This is a genomic window from Burkholderia sp. Bp8992, assembly GCF_003853705.1.
Taxonomy (GTDB): Bacteria; Pseudomonadota; Gammaproteobacteria; order Burkholderiales; family Burkholderiaceae; genus Burkholderia.
The window spans coordinates 42,721-60,855 of sequence record NZ_QTQI01000024.1 but is presented as its reverse complement, the minus strand read 5'-3'; the positions used below and the strand labels follow the sequence as shown (position 1 = coordinate 60,855).

The following is an 18,135-nucleotide window of genomic DNA, read 5'->3' as shown; positions in this document are numbered from 1 at the left end:
CTGCCATGCATTGGATCGATCCCGCCTGCCTGCCCGAAACGCGCGGCCGCGTCACGCAGTTCCTGCTCAATCCGCACGGAGACATCGACGGCGTGATCCTGAACGGCGACCTGCAGGTTCACGTGCCGCCGCACCTGGGCCGCGAACTGGCGCGCCATATCGCGGTCGGCGACCGCATCCGCGTGCGCGGCGTCAAGCCGCGTCGCGCAGAGATGATCGCGGCCGTGCAACTGACCGGGCGCGACGGCGTCGACATCGTCGACGACGGGCCCGCGCCCCCGCACGCCGCCCCGAAGCCGCCGCAACCGGATCGAAAGCCGATGGACCTGAGCGGCGAAGTCGCGTTCGCGCTGCACGGCCCGAAAGGCGAGTTGAACGGCGCGTTGCTGACCAGCGGCGTCGCGCTGCGGGTGCCGCCGCATGCGGCTGAAGCACTGCACGATTACCTGCGTCCCGGTATCCATGTGCAGGCGTGGGGGCACGGCGTCGTCACGCCGCACGGCACGACGCTCGATGTGAGCGAGATCGCCGAGCTCGTCGATGCGGATGCCGAATGAGCGTGCGACGGTGACACGACCATGAGACCGGCGCGCGCGCTCGAATCGCTCAACTTCTTCCTGGCCGACGTGCAGGCGGGCCTCGGCCCGTTCGTCGGCGTCATCCTGCTGTCGCGCGGTTGGGGCGCCGATGCGATCGGCTCGGTCATGACGCTGGCCGGGCTCGCCGCGATGGCCGCGACGCCGCTGGCCGGCGCGCTCGTCGATGCGGTACGCGCGAAGCGGGCGCTGATCTTCGTGGCGACTGCCGCGACGGCGCTCGCGTCGCTGGCGATGATGTTCGTCCACAGCTATCCGGCGGTGGCGGCATCGCAGATCCTGGCCGCGGTCAGCGGCGCGGCGCTCGCGCCGGCCGTCGCGGGCGTGACGCTCGGCATCGTGCGCCGGCAGGGTTTCGATCGGCAGTTCGCGCGCAACCAGATGGCGAACCACGCCGGCAACGTCGCCGGTGCGGCGCTCGCCGGATGGCTCGGCTGGCATGTCGGATTCGACGCGGTGTTCGCGCTCGTCGGTGTGTTTACGGTCCTCGCCATCGCGAGCACGCTGGCGATTCCCGGGCAGGCGATCGATCATGCGTGCGCGCGCGGACTCGATCCCGCCGGCGCCGCGCCGGGAACGGAGGCTGCGCATCCCGATGCGTTCGACACGGCGTCGACGTCGCGCGTCGGCGGCCTGCGCACGCTCGCCGAAAACCGGCCGCTGGTTCTGCTCGGCGCATCGCTCGCGCTGTTTCATCTCGGCAATGCCGCGATGCTGCCGCTCTACGGGATGGGCGTCGTCGTCACGCATCGCAGCAACGCGAGCGCGTTCACCGCACAGACCATCGTCATCGCGCAGTGCGTGATGATCGCGGCGGCCTGGCTCGCGCCCCGGCTGATTCGCTCGCACGGTTACTGGCGCGTGTTGCTGTTCTCGTACCTCGTGCTGCCGGTACGCGGCGTGGTCGCCGCGCTGTGGATGAGCGAAGCGGGCGTATGGCCGGTGCAGGTGCTCGACGGCATCGGCGCCGGCCTGCAAAGCGTGGTCGTGCCCGCGCTCGTCGTTCGCCTGCTGCATGGCTCCGGCCGCGTGAATGCCGGGCAGGGCGCCGTCGCGACCGCGCAGGGGATCGGCGCGGCGCTCAGTCCCGTGCTCGGCGGCGTGCTCGCCCAGCACTTCGGCTATCCGGCCGCGTTCGTCGTACTCGGTGCCGTGTCGACCGGCTCGCTCGCGCTGTGGCTCGGTCATGCGCGCGCGCTGAGCAACGTGTGCGGCAAGCCGGCCGACCTGTCGGCGACGTCGTCTTGAAAGCCGCTTCGATTCTCATGCCTCTGTCGACTTGCCAATGAATCCTGTTTCGCTTGCCTGGCTGATTTCCGCGCTCGCCACCGCGGGCGTCATCACGCGCCCCTTCGGTTGGCCCGAGGCCACGTGGGCCGTGAGCGGCGCGCTGCTGCTCGTCGTGTTGAACTTGCTACCCGTCGCACAGGCGCTGGAAGCCGTTACGAAAGGCGGCGATGTGTACCTGTTCCTGACGGGCATGATGCTGCTGTCCGAGGTGGCTCGTCGCGAGGGGCTGTTCGACTGGGTCGCGACGCACGTCGTCAATCTCGCGCACGGTTCGCCCCGGCGGTTGTTCGCGCTGGTTTACCTGGTCGGGATCGGCACCACGGTGTTCCTGTCGAACGATGCGACCGCCGTCGTGCTGACGCCCGCCGTCTTCGCGGCCGCGCGCCGCGCGAAGGCCGATCCGATGCCGCTGCTGTACAGCTGCGCATTCGTCGCCAATGCCGCGAGCTTCGTGCTGCCGATTTCGAATCCGGCGAACCTGGTGCTGTACGGCGCGCGCATGCCGTCGCTCGGCGTATGGCTCGCGCATTTCGCGGTGCCGTCCGTCGTGTCGATCGCGTGCACGTTCGTCATGCTGCGGATCGTGCAGCGACGTGCGCTTGCCGGGCATTGCGAATCCGGGCTGCCGGTGCAGCCGCTGACGAGCGGCGGACGCATCGCGCTGGCGGGGATCGCGGCAACGGCCGTCGCACTGATGGTGGTGTCGGTCCTGGATCGCCCGCTCGGGTTGCCCACGGCGCTCGCGGGTGTCGTCACGCTCGCGTGCGTGCTGATGCGGGATCGTGCGGCATGCGTGCCGATCGTTCGTGCGATTTCATGGAGCGTGCTGCCACTCGTCGCGGGGTTATTCGTCGTCGTCGAGACGCTCGACCGCACCGGCGCGGTGCGCGTGCTGGCGGAGCTGTTGCGCGAGCTGACGCAAGGCGGCGAACAAGCTGCCGCGGCCGCGGCGGGCGTCACGGTCGCGCTGGCGTCGAACCTGATCAACAACCTGCCTGCCGGACTGATCGCGAGCTCGACGATCGACGCCGCGCACAGCCCGCAAGCGGTGATCGACGCGATGCTGATCGGCGTCGATCTCGGCCCGAACCTGTCCGTTACCGGGTCGCTCGCGACGATTCTGTGGCTTGCGGCGATCCGGCGCGAAGGGTTGAAGGTCGGTTTCGGCGAATTCCTCGCGGTCGGTGCGTGCGTGATGCTGCCGGCGCTGCTGCTCGCACTGGCCGCGCGGTTCGCGGTCGGCGGCTGACGCGCGAAGCCGGTCAGCCGCCCCGGCCGCCCTAGAACGAGTAGGCGAGCGACGCGAACAGGCTGCGTGGCGCGCCCGGCGTGACCCACAGGCTGTTGTACGAGCTGACGTAGGTGGTGCGATTGAACAGGTTGTTCAGCACGACCGACGCACGCAAGTGCTTGTTGACCTGAAGGTAGCCGTTGAGCTGCACGGTCGCGTAGGCAGGCAGCTCGAAGCCGTCCTGCGTGTTGGCCGTGTTGCCGGCTCGGCGCCCGACATAGATCACGCCGGCACCGGCGCCGGCCTTGTCCGCGAACGGCAGCGTGGTCTCGTACATCAGCAGCGCGCTGCCGCTCAGCCGCGGAACGTCGACGAGGCGTGAGCCGGACGCCAGCACGGAATCGCGCGTGACCTCGGCGTCGACGTACGCGAAGTTGGCGATGCCGCGCAGGCCGTGGCCAAGGTCGCCGCTCCATTCGAATTCGACGCCGCGGCTGCGTACTTCGCCGGCCGCGCGCGAGAAGCCCGCATTCGCCGGATCGGCGGTCAGTACGTTGCGCTTGGTCACGTAGAACGCCGAGACGGTCGTGAGCCAGCGCGCGCCGGCCCATTTCGCGCCGGCTTCGTAGCCGTGGCCCTTCTCGGGATCGAACGCGTTGCCGTTGATGTCGGCGCCGTTGTTCGGCCGGAACGAATACGCGGTGTTCGCATACAGCGACCACGCGGGGCTCATTTCGTACACGACACCGATACGCGGGCTCACCGCGGTCTGCAACTGGCTGGTCGTCACGCCCTTCAGGCGGTTGTCGATCGACTGGTGGAAGCGATCCCAGCGCAGCCCGGCCAGGATTTTCCAGTGCGGCCCGAATGCGAGCGTGTCCTGCGCGTAGACGCCCTGACCGTCGTCGCGTTCGAGCAGGTTGGTCGCGGTGCGCGGCGTCGGCGCGGGCTGGCCGTAGACCGGATCGAAGATGTCGATCGCATAAGGCGCCGCGGCGGTCGGCGTGGAGCGCGTGACGAACTGGTCGTAGTTGAAGCGATACGCATCGACGCCCATCACGAGCGTATGGCCGATGCCGCCCGTGCGAAACGTGCCGGTCGTCTCGAGGCGGCCTTGCAGGTCGTTCGAGTGAAACGCGACTTGCCGGTAGCGGCGCCACAGCGTGCGGCCGTCCGGCTGCAACGCGAACGCCTCGGACGAGCGCCCCGACAGGTCGGTGTTGCGCTGCGCGACGCCGGCGTTGATCGACCAGGCCGAATCGATGCGATGCTCGAGCGTGAACTGGTGGCCCGTGTTGCGCACGTCGTAGTCGCCGTCGCGCGGCTCGCCGAGAAAGCGCGATGCGGGGATCACGCCAAGCTGGCCGTTGACCGCCAGCACGCCGCGATCGAGCGGCGCGCTCTGACGCGCGCTCTCGAACTCGTAGTGGAGCGTCGTGTCCGCGCCGATGTCCCACGTGAACGACGGCGAGAACAGGTAGCGTTTGCTCGACACCGTGTCGCGAAAGCTGCCGTTGTTCTCGTTCATCGCGACGAAGCGGTACGCCAGCGATTTTGTGACGGGGCCGGTCGAATCGAGGGTCTGGCGCAATGCGCCGTAGCTGCCGGCCGACACGCCGATCGTGTTCGCGCGTGCGAATTGCGGCTGCTTCGTCGTATAGCTGATGATCCCGCCTGGGTCGCCGCGGCCGTACAGCGCGGACGCCGGCCCCTTGAGCACTTCCATGCGCTCGAGGTTGACGGTGTCGCGCGGCACGCTCATGCCGCGGTTCCACGAAAAGCCGTTGACCAGGTAGTCGGTGCCGGACGTGTTGCCGTCGCCGGCGAAGCCGCGTACCGCGTAGTTGTCCCACAGCCCGCCGAAGTTGTTCTGGCGCGAGACGCCCGCGACCCAGTCGTAAAGATCGTCGCCGCGCGTCGCGGCCACGGTCTGGATCAGCTTCGTATCGACGCTGCTGACCGCGAACGGAATCTCCATCACGTCGGCCTCGCTGCGCGTCGCGCTCGTCGATTCGCGCGTGCGGAACGGCGCCGTCGCGCGTTGCGCGGACACCTCGATGGTGGGCAGCGCCGTTTCCTGCGCGTCGGCGGCGCCCATGCCGGCCGTGCCGACGACGATGGCCATCGGTGCGGCCGCCCAGTTCCTCCTGCTCATACCCCTCCTTTTTTGTGTGATTCGCGTTCGGGCACGGCGGGCGGCCTGGCGCCGGCATCTGTGTTCCAAACAGTACATTTGCGCGGCAATTTAATGCAAATGAGAGGCATTTGCAATCGTAATTTTGAGATTCGGAGGGCGAAGCGAAACGGTGAGACGCAAGGCCACGATCGATCTGGTGTGTAAATTTTGCGAAATTCCGAATTGTGGGAAATTAATTGTGACGTGGGGGAGATCGGATAGCGTATTCGCCTCGGTATGGCGGAAAAAGTGCGCGAAATATCGGGTGATTGCCGACCTCGGTAGATCTCGAAAATGAAATGGGTTGTTTGACAAATCCCGTAATTCGGGATTAAAGTAAAAATACTTCAGCCAAATCCGTCGAGCATCCGCATGAACATCCCACAGTTGGACAGCGTGACCGAAGCAAGCAGCGGGGCGAGCGTCGTGCTCACCACGGCGCGAGACGCCGGCGTCGACGTCTGTTTCGCCAATCCCGGCACGACCGAGATGCCGTTCGTCGGTGCGCTCGACACCGTGGCGGGCATGCGCTCGATCCTCGGGCTGTTCGAGGGCGTGTGCACGGGCGCCGCCGATGGCTATGGCCGCATGGCCGGCAAGCCCGCGATGACGCTGCTGCACCTCGGGCCCGGCCACGCCAACGGCATCGCCAATCTGCACAATGCGCGCCGCGCCCGCACGCCGATCCTGAACATCGTCGGCGATCACACGCGCGAGCATCTGAAGTACGACGCACCGCTGACGTCCGACATCGAATCGCTCGCCCGCCCGGTGTCGGTGTGGTATCGCAGCGTGGCGCGTGACACGGACCTTGCAACCGATACGGCCGACGCGATTTCTGCTGCGATGGGCACGCAGCGCGGCGTCGCGACGCTCGTGCTGCCGGTCGATCTCCAGTCGGTCAAGGTGCGCGATGCGGTGTCGCCCGCCGTCGTTCGTCCTGCCGCGATGACGTTCGACCGCGCGCAGGTCGAGCGGGTCGCGGATCTGCTGCTCAGCGGCCATCGCGCGGTGCTGCTGATGGGCGGCCGTGCACTGTCGGCGCGCGGGCAGCGCTCGGCGGCGCGCATCGCGGCGGCCACCGATACGACCTGCTTCAGCGAAACCTTTCCGGCGCGCGCCGAGCGTGGCGGCGGCCTGCCGGACATCGACCGCCTGCCTTATTTCCCCGAGCCGGCGCTCGCGGCGCTGGCCGGCCGGCGCGTGGTGCTGGCCGGCGCGCTCGCGCCCGTCACGTACTTCGGCTACGAAGGCATTCCGGGCGAACTCGCGCGGCCTGAAGACATCATGACGCTCGCCGCACCGGGCGACGCGGCCGACGATGCGCTCGAAGCGCTGGCGGATCGCATCGGCGCGCCGGAGCACGCCGACGGCGTGCCAGTCGAGTGCTGGTCGATCGAGGACGGGCCGCTCGCGCCGCAGGCCGTCGGCCGCGTGCTCGCGAATGCGCTGCCCGACGACGCGATCGTGTCGATCGAAGGCGGCACGTGCGGCTACCCGTTCGTGACCGCCTCGGCGCGCGCGCGTCGCCACACCATTCTCACGAACACGGGCGGTGCGATCGGCCAGGGTTTGCCGGTCGCGCTCGGCGCCGCCGTCGCGTGCCCGGAACGCCGCGTGTTCGCGCTGCAGTCCGACGGCAGTGCGCAGTACACGATCCAGGCGTTGTGGACGATGGCGCGCGAGCGCTTGCCGATCGTGATGCTGATCGCATCGAACCGGCGCTACGGGATCCTGCAGACCGAGCTCGCGCGCAGCGGCCTGCCGGCCGACACGCCGCACGCCAGCCGCCTGACGCTGCTGGACGACCCGCCGATCGACTGGCTCGCGCTGTCGCGCGGCTATGGCGTGCCGGCCGAACGCGCGAGCACGACGCAGGCGCTGGCGCAGGCGCTCGAAGGCGCGCTCGCGCGCACCGACGGGCCGACGCTCATCGAAATGCAGTTGTCCTGATCGCGCAACGCGCTCCTTTCTTCAATCCCGACTCTCACCTTTCATCGACATGGATCTGCAACTGCACGGAAAAGCCGCGCTCATCACCGGCGGCAGCATGGGCATCGGCAAGGCGGTCGCGCTCGAACTGGCGCGCGAAGGCGTCAACGTCACGATCGCCGCGCGACGCATGGAACACCTCGAAGTCGCGGCCGCCGAGATTCGCGCGGCGCTCGCGCCGCTGGGCAGCGCGGCCGGCGCAATCCTGCCCGTCACGCTGGACACGACCGACATGGCGTCCGTCGAAGCGGCGATGGCCGCGAGCGTCGAGCGCTTCGGCCGGCTCGACATCCTGCTGAACGGCGCCGCGCACCCGGGCGGGCTCGTACGGGCCGAGCTGGAAAACGCCGACCCGCAGGGGCTGCTGCAGGACATCGATATCAAGGTGGTCGGCTACCTGCGTTGCGCGAAGGCGGCCGCGCCCTACATGCGGCGCAACGGCTTCGGCCGGATCGTCAATATCGGCGGCCTGACCGGCCGCGGCAGCAAGCAACTGTCCGGCATGCGCAACGTGGCGATCGTGCATCTGACCAAGACGCTGTCCGACCAGCTCGGCCCGTTCGGCATCACGGTCAACACGATTCACCCGGGCGTCGTCGAGACGCCGCACATCCACGAGCTCTACGAGAAGGAAGCGCAGAAGCAGGGGCTCACGGCCGCGGAGGTCGAGGCCAACTACGTGAAGGTCACGCCGATCCGCCGCGTGCTGCAGCCGGAAGAGATGGGGTGGATCGTCGCGTTTCTCGCGTCGCCGAAATCCGGCTCGATCACCGGCGAATCGATCGGCTGCGACGGCGGGCTCACGCGCGGCATTTTTCTCTGACACAAGGAGCACTTCATGACCGCAACCGTACTGGTCGCCACGGCCGGGCAAGGCATCCTGCGCTCGAACGACGACGGCAAGACCTGGCATCGCCTCGGGCTCGCCGAACCGATCGAGTTCGACGGCATCGTGCGCGCGCTCGCGGTGGACCCCGCGACGCCGTCGCGCGTCTATGCCGGCGCCGATTCGGGGCTGTGCATCAGCGAGGATGGCGGCGCGCACTGGTTCCGGCCCGAGAACCTGCTGAACGGGCAGACGGTCTGGTCCATCGCGATCGATCCCGCGAACCCGGCGGTGCTCTATGCGGGCACCGGCGCACCGTCGCGCGCCGCGCTTTACAAGTCGAGCGACGCGGGCGTGACCTGGGCGAGAACGGCGCCCGAGTTTCCGGAGTTCTGCTCGGGCGTCAATCGTCCGCGGCTGCTGACGATCTGCGTGGACCCGGAAGACGGTCGCAACGTCTGGTACGGCGTGGAGGAGGGCGGCGCGTGGCGCAGCCGGGATGCCGGTGCGAGCTGGACGCGCGTGGACGGCCCGGGCAGCGCGATCCGCAACAGCGACATTCACGCGATCGCCGTGCTGCCCGCCACGCCGGGCCGGCCGAAGACCACGGTGCTGCTGACGGTCAACGCGGTGTACGTGAGCGAGGACGACGGCCTGACGTGGGACGGCAAGCTGTCGCGCGACCGCTTCGACGGGCTTTACTACACACGGACGGTCGTGCAACTGCCGGAGCCGGAGGGCGACCTGCTGATGGCGATCGGCGACGGCACGCCGGGCACCCGCAGCCGCATCTACCGCTCGGTCGATCGCGGCTACGCGTGGCGCGAGACGGACCTGCACACGCCGCCGAACTCCACGTTCTGGGCGTTCGGCGTCCATGCGGCCGAGCCGGCGCTCGTCTATGCGGGCACCAAGTACGGACACCTGTTCCGATCGCGCGACGGCGGCCGGAACTGGACCAAGGAATGGCGCGATTTCAGCGAGATCACGGCCGTGGCGTGGACCCCGTTCGAAGCGCCGCTCGTGGCCCACGCGCAGTCGACCCACTGAGCGGAGCGAGCGATGACACCGTCCGATATCCAGCAATACGCCGAACGTGCGAACGCGAGCGGCCTGCCGCTGCCGATTCCGTGCGTGCAGCGCACCCACCTGTCGCTGTTCGTGCGCGATCCCGTTCACTCGAGCACCTGGTACGCCGAGGTGCTCGGCATGACGGAAACCGCGCGCGGCGAGCAGTGGGTGTTCATGTCGTTCGGCCAGAAGCACCACGACATCGCGCTGATTCGCGCGGCGTCGGATGCGGAGCTCGGCACGATCGGCCTGCAGCACTACGGCCTCGAAATCGCCGGCGGCCTGACCGAACTGCGCCGCCTGTACGGGATGCTGCTCCGCCGCCACGTGCCGATCGTCAAGATCACCGATCACAAGGTCGGGATCGGCGTGTATTTCACGGACCCCGACGGCAACCGGCTCGAATTCTTCTGCGAAACCGTCACGGACGACGAAGAGGGCAAGCGCGTGCTGCATCGCTACAACGCGCCAAGCGATCCTGTCGAGCTCGAGCCGTTGTTCGACTGAGCCGCTGCCTTTCAGTACGCATCATAGACATTTTATAAAGGAATGCTGATGAACAAGACTGCCAATTTCGAAGGTTTTCATATCCGCAAGTGGTACACGCAGATCGAGGATTCGCTCGCGAACGAATCCGGCCAGCTCGCGGATGGCGAGCCGCTGCGCAAGATCGTGATCGCCGCGGCCGTTCACAACCCGTATGCGGGGCGATTCAGCGAAAACCTCGACGATCTCGTGCGCCCGTCGCCCGCACTCGGCAAGGAGTTTGCGCGACGCATCGAGACGCTCGCCGACGGCCGCGCGATCGAAAGCTACGGCAAGGCCTGCCTGGTCGGCTCGGCCGGCGAATACGAACACGGCAACGCGTTCCTCACGTCGATCTTCGCGGAGCCGATCCGGGCGGCGTTGGGCGGCGGGAAATCGTGGGTGCCGTCGAGCGGCAAGCGCGGCCCGATCAATACGGTGATCGACGTGCCGCTCGCGCACAAGGATGCGCTTTACGTGCGCTCGCACTACGACACGGTGACGTGCCTGTTTCCCGATGCGCCCAACGACGACGAAGTGCTGGTGATCTTCGCGTTCGCGACGCGCGGCCGGCTGCACGCGCGGCTCGGCGGCCTGAAGGCGAGCGAGATCGTCGGTCGCGACGGTCTGGTCTGAGTGCGCATGCCAGCCGGGGAGCACATGATGAACACGGCATCCGCCAGGGATGGATGGGTCGACAACGATGGGCTGCGGCTGCACTTCGTAAGCTGGGGGCGCGACGACGCGCCGACCGTGGTGATGCTGCACGGTCTGCGCAGTTATGCGCAGACCTGGGCGCCCGTCGCCGCTATGCTGGTCGACCGCTACCGGGTCGTCGCGCTCGATCAGCGCGGGCGCGGGCTGAGCGACTGGGATCCTCGCCGGGACTACTACGCGGCCACCTACGTGCGCGATCTCGACGCGCTGGTGCAGGCGCTCGACCTGCGACGATTCGTGCTGGTCGGGCACTCGATGGGCGGCGCCAATGCGTTCGTCTACGCGGCGGCACAGCGGGAACGGCTCGCGGGTCTCGTGATCGAGGACATGGGCCCCGGTGCGTCGGCCGGCTCGCCGGGTTCGGAGCGCATCAAGCGCGAGCTGCAGGACACGCCGGACGCGTTCGCATCGTGGGACGACGCGCGCGCGTTCTGGCGGCGCCAGCGGCCGAACATCGCGGAATCCGCGCTCGATTCGCGTATCGCTCACTCGCTGAAAGAGGATGCGCACGGGCGGATCGTGTGGCGGCACGACGCGGAAGGGATCGCGGCGGCCCGGCTGGCCGCGACGCCGGAGCAACTCGTCCATCTGTGGCCGCTGGTCCTGAACCTGCACGTGCCCACGCTGCTGTTGCGCGGCGGTGACTCGGATTTCCTGTCCGCGGACGTGGCGGCCGAAATGGCGGCCGCCAATGCGGAAATCGAACGGATCGACATTCCCGGCGCGACGCATTACGTGCACGACGATCAGCCGGCTGCGTTCAACCACGCATTGCGCACGTGGCTCGATCGTCTCGACGATCCGGCGTGGCGCACGGGAGGCTGACGCATGAAAGCGAACAATCCGGAGCGGACCTCGGTCGCGATCGTCGGCGCGGGCCCGAACGGCGTGGCGATGGCGAACCTGCTGGGCCTCTATGGCGTCGCGACGGTGATCATCGAGAAGGCGCCGCAGATCGTCGAATTTCCGCGCGCGGTCGGCATCGACGATGAAGCATTGCGGATGTTTCAGACCGCAGGCCTCGCCGACGAACTGAGCCGTGACATCATCCAGAACGTGCCGCTGCGCATGTTCAAGGCGAACGGCGAATGCTTTGCCGACATCCGCCCGTCGAGACGCGAATTCGGCTGGTGGCGGCGCAACATCTTCATGCAGCAACTGGCCGAGCGGACGCTGCGCGACGGGCTGGCCCGTTATCCGCACGTGTCGCTGCGGACCAGCGAGGAAGTGGTCGGCGTGGAACAGGACGACGCGCGCGTCACGTTGCAGGTGCGCCGCACCGACGGGCAGCAGTATGCGCTGGAGGCCGACTACGTGGTGGCGGCCGACGGCGGGCGCAGCCCGATGCGCGAGCTGCTGGGCGTCAAGCTGGCCGGCACGACGCATCCGATCAAATGGGTCGTGGTCGACGTGAAGAACGCGGGGCTCGACCAGCCGTGCACGGCGCTGAACTGCGACCCGCGCCGCCCGAACGTCTGCATCTATCTGCCGTTCAATTTCCGGCGCTGGGAGTTTCTCGTGTTCCCGCATGAGGACGAAGAGGCGATCGCGCAACCGGACTCGATCCGCGCGCTGATCGCGCCGTACGTCGACGACGTCGATCGCATCGAGATCGTGCGCGCGCGAACCTATACGCACCATTCGCGCCTCGCCGAACGTTTCCTGGTCGGTCGCGTGGCGCTCGTCGGCGATGCCGCCCACCTGACGCCGCCGTGGGTCGGCCAGGGCCTGAATGCGGGCTTGCGCGACGTGGGCAATCTCGCGTGGAAACTGGCGGGCGTCGTCAACGGCACATTGCATCCCGGCGTGATCGGCAGCTACGAATCGGAGCGGCGCGACCATGCGAAGGCGATGATCGACCTGGCGGACGCGTTCGGCGCGATGCTGATGCCGACCAACCGGCTCGTCGCGTTCCTGCGCGACTGCTTTCTCGGGCTCGCGCGGTATGCGCCGGGCCTGAAGGACTACATCCTGCAGATGCGTTTCAAGCCGATGCCGAGCTATACGCGGGGCATCGTGCTGCCGGGGGCTCCGGGCGATTCAGTCGGCAGGATGATCACGCAGCCCGACGTCGAAACGGCCGACGGCGTGCGCCGCAAGCTCGACGACGTGCTGGGCCCGTGGTTCTCGATCGTCGGCTGGCAATGCGATCCGCAGGCGTGCCTGAGCGACGACGATCGTGCGTACTGGGCGGCGCTGGGCGCGACGTTCGTCCAGGTCAGTCGTTCGCGCAGCGGCATCGGCCGCGCGCGGCGGGTGACCAGCACCCACGGCAGCACGTGCGTCGAGGATGTCGACAACGCGCTGGCGGACTGGTTCGACCGGCACGCCGGCCCGCTCGTGGTGGTGCGCCCGGATCGCTACGTCGCGGCGCAGACGGATGCCGTGGGCATGGCCCGCGTGAGCGCAGCCTTTCAGGCGTTCGCGCCGCGACAACCGGAGGAAGCACATGTTTGTTGAGCAACGCACCTACACGCTGGTGCCGGGCGGCGTCGCCGAATATCTGCGGCTGTACGCGGAATGCGGGCGCGCCGCGCAGGAGCAGGCGCTCGGCACGATGGTCGGTTGTTTTGCGACGGAAATCGGGCCGCTGAACCAGCTCGTCTATCTGTGGGCGTTCGATTCGCTGGACGATCGCGCCCGGCGTCGTGCGGTGCTGATGGCCGATCCCGAGTTCAGGACGTTTCGCGGCAAGGTCCGGCATCTGCTTGTCCGGCAGGACAACCAGATCCTCCGGCAGGAAATCGGCGGCCTGCTGCGTGCGCCGAGCCAGGCCGCGTGATGCGATCGTCGCACCGTCCGGCTCATCGTGCAGTTTCTACCGAGGTATCCGTCTTGATCCCGTTTACGCCCCTGACTTCCCGCATGGCGTCTGATGCGCAACGCGATTACGCGTCGCTCCACCTGTATATCGACGGCCGGTTCCTGCAGGCCGACGGCCGGCGCACGCAGCCCGTTCTCGATCCGGGAACCGGCGACGTGCTCGGCGACTTGCCCCATGCGACACCGGACGATCTCGACGCGGCGGTGCGCGCCGCGCATCGCGCGTTCGCGACGTGGCGCCGCGAGTCGCCGCTCGCCCGTTCGGACATCCTGCGCCGCGCGGCTGCGCTAGTGCGCGAGCGTGCCGAGACCATCGGCCGTCGCATCACGATGGACCAGGGCAAGCCGCTTCGCGAGGCGATCGCCGAGGTCGCGTCGTCCGCCGAGCAGCTCGAATGGCATGCGGAGGAGGGGCGCCGCACCTACGGCCGCGTCATTCCAGCGCGTTCCCCGGACGTCGCGCAGACGGTGCTGCGGGAACCGATCGGCGTGTGCGCGGCGTTCTCGCCGTGGAATTTCCCGTTCAGCCAGGCGATGCACAAGATTGCGGCCGCGCTGGCGTCGGGCTGCACGCTGGTGCTGAAAGGGCCCGAGGAATCGCCGAGCGCGATCGTCGCGCTCGCGCGCATCTTTCACGATGCCGGATTGCCCGCGGGCTGCCTGAACGTCGTCTGGGGCGTGCCGGGCGACGTGTCCACGCAGCTGATCGAGTCGCCGCTCGTGCGCAAGATCTCGTTCACGGGTTCGGTGCCGGTCGGCAAGCAACTGGCCGCGCTGGCCGCGTCGCACATGAAGCGCATGACCATGGAGCTGGGCGGACATGCGCCGGTGCTGGTCTGCGCGGACGCCGAAATCGAACGCGCGGCGACGATGCTGGCAGCGTACAAGTTTCGCAATGCCGGGCAGGTGTGCGTATCGCCGACGCGTTTCTTCGTGCAACGTCCGGTGTTCGACCGGTTCGTCGCCGCGTATCTCGAAGCGGTCGGCAAGATCCGCGTCGGCTACGGGCTGGAAGAGGGGACCACGATGGGGCCGCTCGCGCACGCGCGGCGCGTGTCCGAAATCGACGCGTTCGTCGCCGACGCGAAAGCGAAAGGGGCGGAGATTGCCGCAGGCGGGGCGCGCGTGCCGGCGGCGGGGCCGGGGCACTACTTCGCGCCGACGGTCGTGCTGGGCCCGGCGCGCGAGTCGCGCCTGATGAACGAGGAGCCGTTCGGCCCGATCGTCGGGATCGTGCCGTTCGAAGAACTCGATGATGCGCTGGCCGAGGCCAATCGCTTGCCGTTCGGCCTCGCGTCGTACGCGTTCACCGCTTCGGCGCGCAATGCACACCGGATCGGCCGGGCGCTCGAAGCCGGCATGGTCAACATCAATCACTTCGGGATGGGGCCGGCGGAGATCCCGTTCGGCGGCGTGAAGGACAGCGGCTTCGGCAGTGAGGGCGGAACGGAGACGTTCGACGGCTATCTGGTCACCAAGTTCATCACGCAGATGAACTGACCGTGGGCACGTGGACCGTCGGGCGCGGCGTTGGATGTGACGACGGTCGAATGCTCAGGTGGCGCCGCCGATCTGCGCGGTGGCGTCGATCAGCAGCTTGCCGAGGACGTGTTCGTCGAACAGCGCGAAGTGTTCGGCGCGGAAGATCAGCGACAGGCTGCTGTTGACCTCGCCGCTGCTGGCGGTGCGAATCGGTGCGGCGATGCCGACGAACCCGGCGTCGAGCTCGCCCCGCGAGATCCAGTAGCCCGCGTCGACAATCTGCTGGCAGGCGCGCCAGAACTGTGTCCAGTCGGCCGCGAACTCGCCCAGCTCGGCGTTGTGCCGTTCGTGCAGGCGCTTCAGCCGCGCGCGCGACATCGCAGCCACGATCACTTTCGACGAAGCGCCCTGGAACAGCGGCATGATGCGGCCGCGGCCGAAGCCCAGCTGCAGGTTCTCGGCGCCGGTTTCGTGCATCACGTTGATGATCTGCTCGTCGAACAGCGTCGAGACGAGCGCATCGCCGCCGGTGACCTGAACCAGTTTCTGGATGACGGGCTTCGCGGCGATGAGCGTCGGGTCCGACTGCCGCATGTTGTAGTCGAGATGGATGATGCGCGGGCCCAGCGTATAGCGGCCGTTGGTGCCGACGAGCAGGCCGACGGAAGCCAGTTCCTTCACGTAGCGATAGCACGTGGTGCGCGAAAAGCCCATGTGCTCGGCGATTTCCTCGGCGGTCATCGACGTCGCGGACGAAGAGAAGACGTCGAGGATGGACAGCATTTTGGTGAGGCTCGACATGACGTGATCCGGGATTCAGGCGGCTTGCGGCAATGGAACGGGAAGATCGGCAGCGGTTCGGGCAGCCCGGCTGCGAGACGACTGCGGCAGCGGCGGCGGCTGGGCCGTAGTCTAACTTAAGTCGCGTACGCGGCGGCCGGAACCGCGTCGACAAATGAGCAGGATGCAGGCCGGTGGCGGCATCGTGATGCATGCCGCCCTCCATCGATATGGATTCCTATGTTCGTGAAATGAATCATGGCGGCTCGATGCCGCCGGCGCGCCGGTCGGTTCACAGGCGTATTGACCGGGAAAATTTGCTGAGGAGAAGAAGATGAAAGTGTGGTTCCGGATGGTGGCATTGTGCGGCTGCGGTGCCGTTGCACCGACATTCGCGCAATCGAGCGTGACGCTCTACGGTTCGCTGGACACGGGTGTGACCTATACGAGCGACGTGGCGTCTGCCCCGCATGGCGGGCGCCAGCTCGCGTTGCAGGCCGGCGTGTCGCGCAACGACGTGTGGGGCTTGACGGGCAGGGAGGATCTCGGCGGCGCCAACTATGCGGTGTTCCGGCTCGAAAGCCAGTTCCAGACCTCCGACGGCACGCTGACCGTGCCGGGCTCCGCGTTCAGTTCGCAAGCGTACGTCGGGCTCGGCGGCGACTGGGGGACCGTGACGCTCGGGCGACAGTTCGATTTCGTCGGCGATCTCCTGCCGGCTTTCGCGATCGGCGCGAACACGCCGGCCGGCCTGCTCGCGTGGGGGTTGCCGGCGAATGCGTCGGCAGGCGGTGCGCTCGACAACCGCGTGTGGGGCGTCCAGGTGAACAATGCGGTGAAGTACGTGAGCCCGACATTCGGCGGCGTGGCGTTCGGCGGCATGTGGGGATTCGGCAACGTGCCCGGCACGCTTGCGCACAGCAGCGTGCAAAGCGCGATGCTGTCCTACACGCAAGGCGCGTTCAGCGCCGCGCTCGCCTATTTCGGCCAGCACGACGTGACGTCCGGCGGCAATCTGCGCAACTTCTCGGGCGGGGCCGGCTACAACTTCGGCCAGTTCCGCGTTTTCGGCATGGTGTCGGACGTGCGGATCAGTGCCGCCGCACCGCTGCGGGCAACGACCTACGACGGCGGCTTGACCTATGCGCTCACGCCGTCGTTGCAACTGGGCGGCGGGTTCCAGTACCAGCAGCGCGGCGGCGATATCGGCTCGGCCAATCAGGTCACGTTGAGCGCCGATTATTCACTGTCGAAACGTACCGGCCTTTATGCCGTATTCGCACGCGGGCACGACGGTGCCTACGGCGCCCAGGTCGAGGCGGCCCTCGGCGGGGCGGCGTCCGGCTCGACGCAGACCGCGGTTCGGCTCGGCGTGCGGCATCAGTTCTGACGGTGCGGGAAAACACGGGCTGCCGCGCATGCCGCACGCGAGCCCGTGTTTTTCCGCCGGGTTCAGAAGCGATGCATCATCCCGACGCGCAACGCCAGTTGATTGCGACCCGACGACTGCCCGGCCGTACCGAGCACGTGCGCGTAGTCGAAGTCGGTGCCGGTATTGCCGGTCGCATGCTGATACGCGCCCTGGATGTACGTCGAGGTTCGCTTGCTGAGATCGTAATCGAGCATCATCGACACCTGGTGCCAGCTCGGCGATGCATCGTCCGCCGCCGTCGCGACGTGTGCGCGCGTATACGTATAGGCGGCGCCGAACCAGAAGTCAGGCCGGAAGTAATACTGGCCGTTGACCTCGAAGTTGTCGAATTTCCACGCGTTCTGCGAGCCTGCCGCCGGCTGGTTCGTGAAGTAGAGATTCGATTCGGGGCTGTACACGTCGACGTGCGAATACGCGGCGGACAGCGTCAGCTTGTCGCTGAACTTGTAGGATGCGCCGGCATCGATGTTCTGCTGCGAGCGGCCGCTGAAGACCGTATCGTCGCTCGACAGCGCGCCGCTCGCGGTCGCGCCGCCGTTGTTGGCCTTCAGGTACGCGACGGCGGCGGAGAATGCGCCCATCTGGTACTGCACCGCGGCGCTGTACACGCGGTTCCGCGCAAAGCCGCCCGCCTGGTTCGCGAGCCCGTAGAGCACTTCGCCCTTGAAGCCGCCGTATGCGGGCGACACATACTTGACGCTGTTCTGGATGCGGTAATCCCAGTCGGCATTGTCGTTGTCGTACGGGTGCGCGCCGAAGTCGCCGAGCCAGTTTCCGGTGGCCGTGAAAGGGCTCCACATGTCGAGCGTGGGGTCGTACTGACGGCCGAACGTGAGCGTGCCGAACCGGTCGGAATCGAGCCCGACGTACGCCTGCCGGCCGAACATCCTGGACGTCACGCCGAGCGCACCCGTGCTCGCGTTGAAGCCGTTCTCGAGCTGGAACAGCGCTCTCAGCCCGCCGCCGAGGTCTTCCGTGCCTTTCAGCCCCCAGTTACTGCCGACGGTGTCGCCGCTGACCATCTGGTAGGCCCTGCTGCCGCCCGCGTTGCTCGTGAAATTGACGCCTTCGTCGATCAACCCGTAAAGCGTCACGGTACTCTGCGCGTGGGCCGTCAGGCTGAATCCCATGGCGCCGGCGGCCGATACGGCCGCGATCATCTTCTTCATCGTCGATCTCCAGGTGAGGGCCGGT

16 protein-coding genes are annotated in these 18,135 nt (G+C 67.7%); 13 read left to right on the top strand and 3 right to left on the bottom strand.

Going from position 1 to position 18,135, the window contains the following annotated elements; all coding sequences use genetic code 11:
• Positions 1-5 precede the first annotated feature (5 nt).
• From DIE03_RS28850 to DIE03_RS28840, 3 genes are read left to right on the top strand one after another with little or no spacing between them, the layout of a single operon-like run.
• Positions 6-557 carry a hypothetical protein gene (locus tag DIE03_RS28850; protein WP_124455658.1) on the top strand — a complete coding sequence of 184 codons (552 nt, stop codon included), beginning with the start codon at positions 6-8 and terminating at the stop codon, positions 555-557.
• Between the two features lie 21 nt (positions 558-578).
• A complete protein-coding gene (locus DIE03_RS28845; RefSeq protein WP_124455657.1) occupies positions 579-1,844 on the top strand; it encodes an MFS transporter in 1,266 nt (421 codons plus the stop codon).
• 37 nt (positions 1,845-1,881) lie between these two features.
• The gene (locus DIE03_RS28840; protein WP_124455656.1) at positions 1,882-3,135 is read left to right on the top strand and encodes an arsenic transporter; all 1,254 of its coding nucleotides are present in this window, start codon (positions 1,882-1,884) and stop codon (positions 3,133-3,135) included.
• A gap of 31 nt (positions 3,136-3,166) precedes the next feature.
• Here DIE03_RS28840 and DIE03_RS28835 read toward each other — a convergent pair whose 3' ends face one another.
• Positions 3,167-5,272 (bottom strand): TonB-dependent siderophore receptor, encoded by a 2,106-nt coding sequence (locus DIE03_RS28835; RefSeq protein WP_124455655.1) that lies wholly within the window; start codon positions 5,270-5,272, stop codon positions 3,167-3,169.
• A 393-nt stretch (positions 5,273-5,665) separates the two neighbouring features.
• Here DIE03_RS28835 and DIE03_RS28830 point away from each other — a divergent pair, with 393 nt between their 5' ends.
• From DIE03_RS28830 to DIE03_RS28790, 9 genes are all read left to right on the top strand, one after another.
• Complete coding sequence (locus DIE03_RS28830) at positions 5,666-7,246, top strand: acetolactate synthase large subunit (RefSeq protein WP_124455654.1); 1,581 nt, start codon at positions 5,666-5,668, stop codon at positions 7,244-7,246.
• 49 nt (positions 7,247-7,295) lie between these two features.
• The gene (locus tag DIE03_RS28825; RefSeq protein WP_124455653.1) at positions 7,296-8,108 is read left to right on the top strand and encodes an SDR family NAD(P)-dependent oxidoreductase; all 813 of its coding nucleotides are present in this window, start codon (positions 7,296-7,298) and stop codon (positions 8,106-8,108) included.
• A 15-nt stretch (positions 8,109-8,123) separates the two neighbouring features.
• A complete protein-coding gene (locus DIE03_RS28820) occupies positions 8,124-9,161 on the top strand; it encodes a sialidase family protein (protein WP_124455652.1) in 1,038 nt (345 codons plus the stop codon).
• Between the two features lie 12 nt (positions 9,162-9,173).
• The gene (locus DIE03_RS28815; protein WP_124455651.1) at positions 9,174-9,689 is read left to right on the top strand and encodes a VOC family protein; all 516 of its coding nucleotides are present in this window, start codon (positions 9,174-9,176) and stop codon (positions 9,687-9,689) included.
• A 48-nt stretch (positions 9,690-9,737) separates the two neighbouring features.
• Positions 9,738-10,343 (top strand): amino acid synthesis family protein, encoded by a 606-nt coding sequence (locus DIE03_RS28810; protein WP_124455650.1) that lies wholly within the window; start codon positions 9,738-9,740, stop codon positions 10,341-10,343.
• Positions 10,344-10,370: 27 nt separating this feature from the next.
• Positions 10,371-11,249 carry an alpha/beta fold hydrolase gene (locus tag DIE03_RS28805; protein ID WP_185658243.1) on the top strand — a complete coding sequence of 293 codons (879 nt, stop codon included), beginning with the start codon at positions 10,371-10,373 and terminating at the stop codon, positions 11,247-11,249.
• Between the two features lie 3 nt (positions 11,250-11,252).
• Positions 11,253-12,884: a bifunctional 3-(3-hydroxy-phenyl)propionate/3-hydroxycinnamic acid hydroxylase gene (locus DIE03_RS28800; protein ID WP_124455648.1), complete on the top strand. Its 1,632-nt coding sequence runs from the start codon at positions 11,253-11,255 to the stop codon at positions 12,882-12,884.
• Positions 12,874-13,206, top strand: a complete 333-nt coding sequence (locus tag DIE03_RS28795; RefSeq protein ID WP_124455647.1) for an NIPSNAP family protein — start codon at positions 12,874-12,876, stop codon at positions 13,204-13,206. Before DIE03_RS28800 ends, DIE03_RS28795 begins: the two co-directional genes overlap by 11 nt.
• A gap of 83 nt (positions 13,207-13,289) precedes the next feature.
• Positions 13,290-14,747 carry an NAD-dependent succinate-semialdehyde dehydrogenase gene (locus DIE03_RS28790; RefSeq protein ID WP_124455646.1) on the top strand — a complete coding sequence of 486 codons (1,458 nt, stop codon included), beginning with the start codon at positions 13,290-13,292 and terminating at the stop codon, positions 14,745-14,747.
• Positions 14,748-14,801: 54 nt separating this feature from the next.
• Here the strand turns inward: DIE03_RS28790 and DIE03_RS28785 are convergent, their stop codons facing one another.
• Entirely contained in the window at positions 14,802-15,530 is a 729-nt protein-coding gene (locus DIE03_RS28785) for an IclR family transcriptional regulator (RefSeq protein ID WP_124455645.1), read from the bottom strand.
• 313 nt (positions 15,531-15,843) lie between these two features.
• Between DIE03_RS28785 and DIE03_RS28780 the strand changes: the two genes are divergently transcribed.
• Positions 15,844-16,899, top strand: coding sequence for a porin (locus tag DIE03_RS28780; RefSeq protein ID WP_124455644.1), 1,056 nt, complete (start codon positions 15,844-15,846; stop codon positions 16,897-16,899).
• 62 nt (positions 16,900-16,961) lie between these two features.
• Here the strand turns inward: DIE03_RS28780 and DIE03_RS28775 are convergent, their stop codons facing one another.
• Entirely contained in the window at positions 16,962-18,110 is a 1,149-nt protein-coding gene (locus DIE03_RS28775; RefSeq protein WP_124455643.1) for a porin, read from the bottom strand.
• Between the last annotated feature and the right edge of the window lie 25 nt (positions 18,111-18,135).

Excerpts from the sequence above, each read along its gene's own strand:
- DIE03_RS28850 (WP_124455658.1), top strand. The coding sequence starts at position 6 with ATGCATTGGATCGATCCCGCCTGCCTGCCCGAAACGCGCGGCCGCGTC.
- DIE03_RS28845 (WP_124455657.1), top strand. The coding sequence starts at position 579 with ATGAGACCGGCGCGCGCGCTCGAATCGCTCAACTTCTTCCTGGCCGAC.
- DIE03_RS28840 (WP_124455656.1), top strand. The coding sequence starts at position 1,882 with ATGAATCCTGTTTCGCTTGCCTGGCTGATTTCCGCGCTCGCCACCGCG.
- DIE03_RS28835 (WP_124455655.1), bottom strand. The coding sequence starts at position 5,272 with ATGAGCAGGAGGAACTGGGCGGCCGCACCGATGGCCATCGTCGTCGGC.
- DIE03_RS28830 (WP_124455654.1), top strand. The coding sequence starts at position 5,666 with ATGAACATCCCACAGTTGGACAGCGTGACCGAAGCAAGCAGCGGGGCG.
- DIE03_RS28825 (WP_124455653.1), top strand. The coding sequence starts at position 7,296 with ATGGATCTGCAACTGCACGGAAAAGCCGCGCTCATCACCGGCGGCAGC.
- DIE03_RS28820 (WP_124455652.1), top strand. The coding sequence starts at position 8,124 with ATGACCGCAACCGTACTGGTCGCCACGGCCGGGCAAGGCATCCTGCGC.
- DIE03_RS28815 (WP_124455651.1), top strand. The coding sequence starts at position 9,174 with ATGACACCGTCCGATATCCAGCAATACGCCGAACGTGCGAACGCGAGC.
- DIE03_RS28810 (WP_124455650.1), top strand. The coding sequence starts at position 9,738 with ATGAACAAGACTGCCAATTTCGAAGGTTTTCATATCCGCAAGTGGTAC.
- DIE03_RS28805 (WP_185658243.1), top strand. The coding sequence starts at position 10,371 with ATGAACACGGCATCCGCCAGGGATGGATGGGTCGACAACGATGGGCTG.
- DIE03_RS28800 (WP_124455648.1), top strand. The coding sequence starts at position 11,253 with ATGAAAGCGAACAATCCGGAGCGGACCTCGGTCGCGATCGTCGGCGCG.
- DIE03_RS28795 (WP_124455647.1), top strand. The coding sequence starts at position 12,874 with ATGTTTGTTGAGCAACGCACCTACACGCTGGTGCCGGGCGGCGTCGCC.
- DIE03_RS28790 (WP_124455646.1), top strand. The coding sequence starts at position 13,290 with ATGGCGTCTGATGCGCAACGCGATTACGCGTCGCTCCACCTGTATATC.
- DIE03_RS28785 (WP_124455645.1), bottom strand. The coding sequence starts at position 15,530 with ATGTCGAGCCTCACCAAAATGCTGTCCATCCTCGACGTCTTCTCTTCG.
- DIE03_RS28780 (WP_124455644.1), top strand. The coding sequence starts at position 15,844 with ATGAAAGTGTGGTTCCGGATGGTGGCATTGTGCGGCTGCGGTGCCGTT.
- DIE03_RS28775 (WP_124455643.1), bottom strand. The coding sequence starts at position 18,110 with ATGAAGAAGATGATCGCGGCCGTATCGGCCGCCGGCGCCATGGGATTC.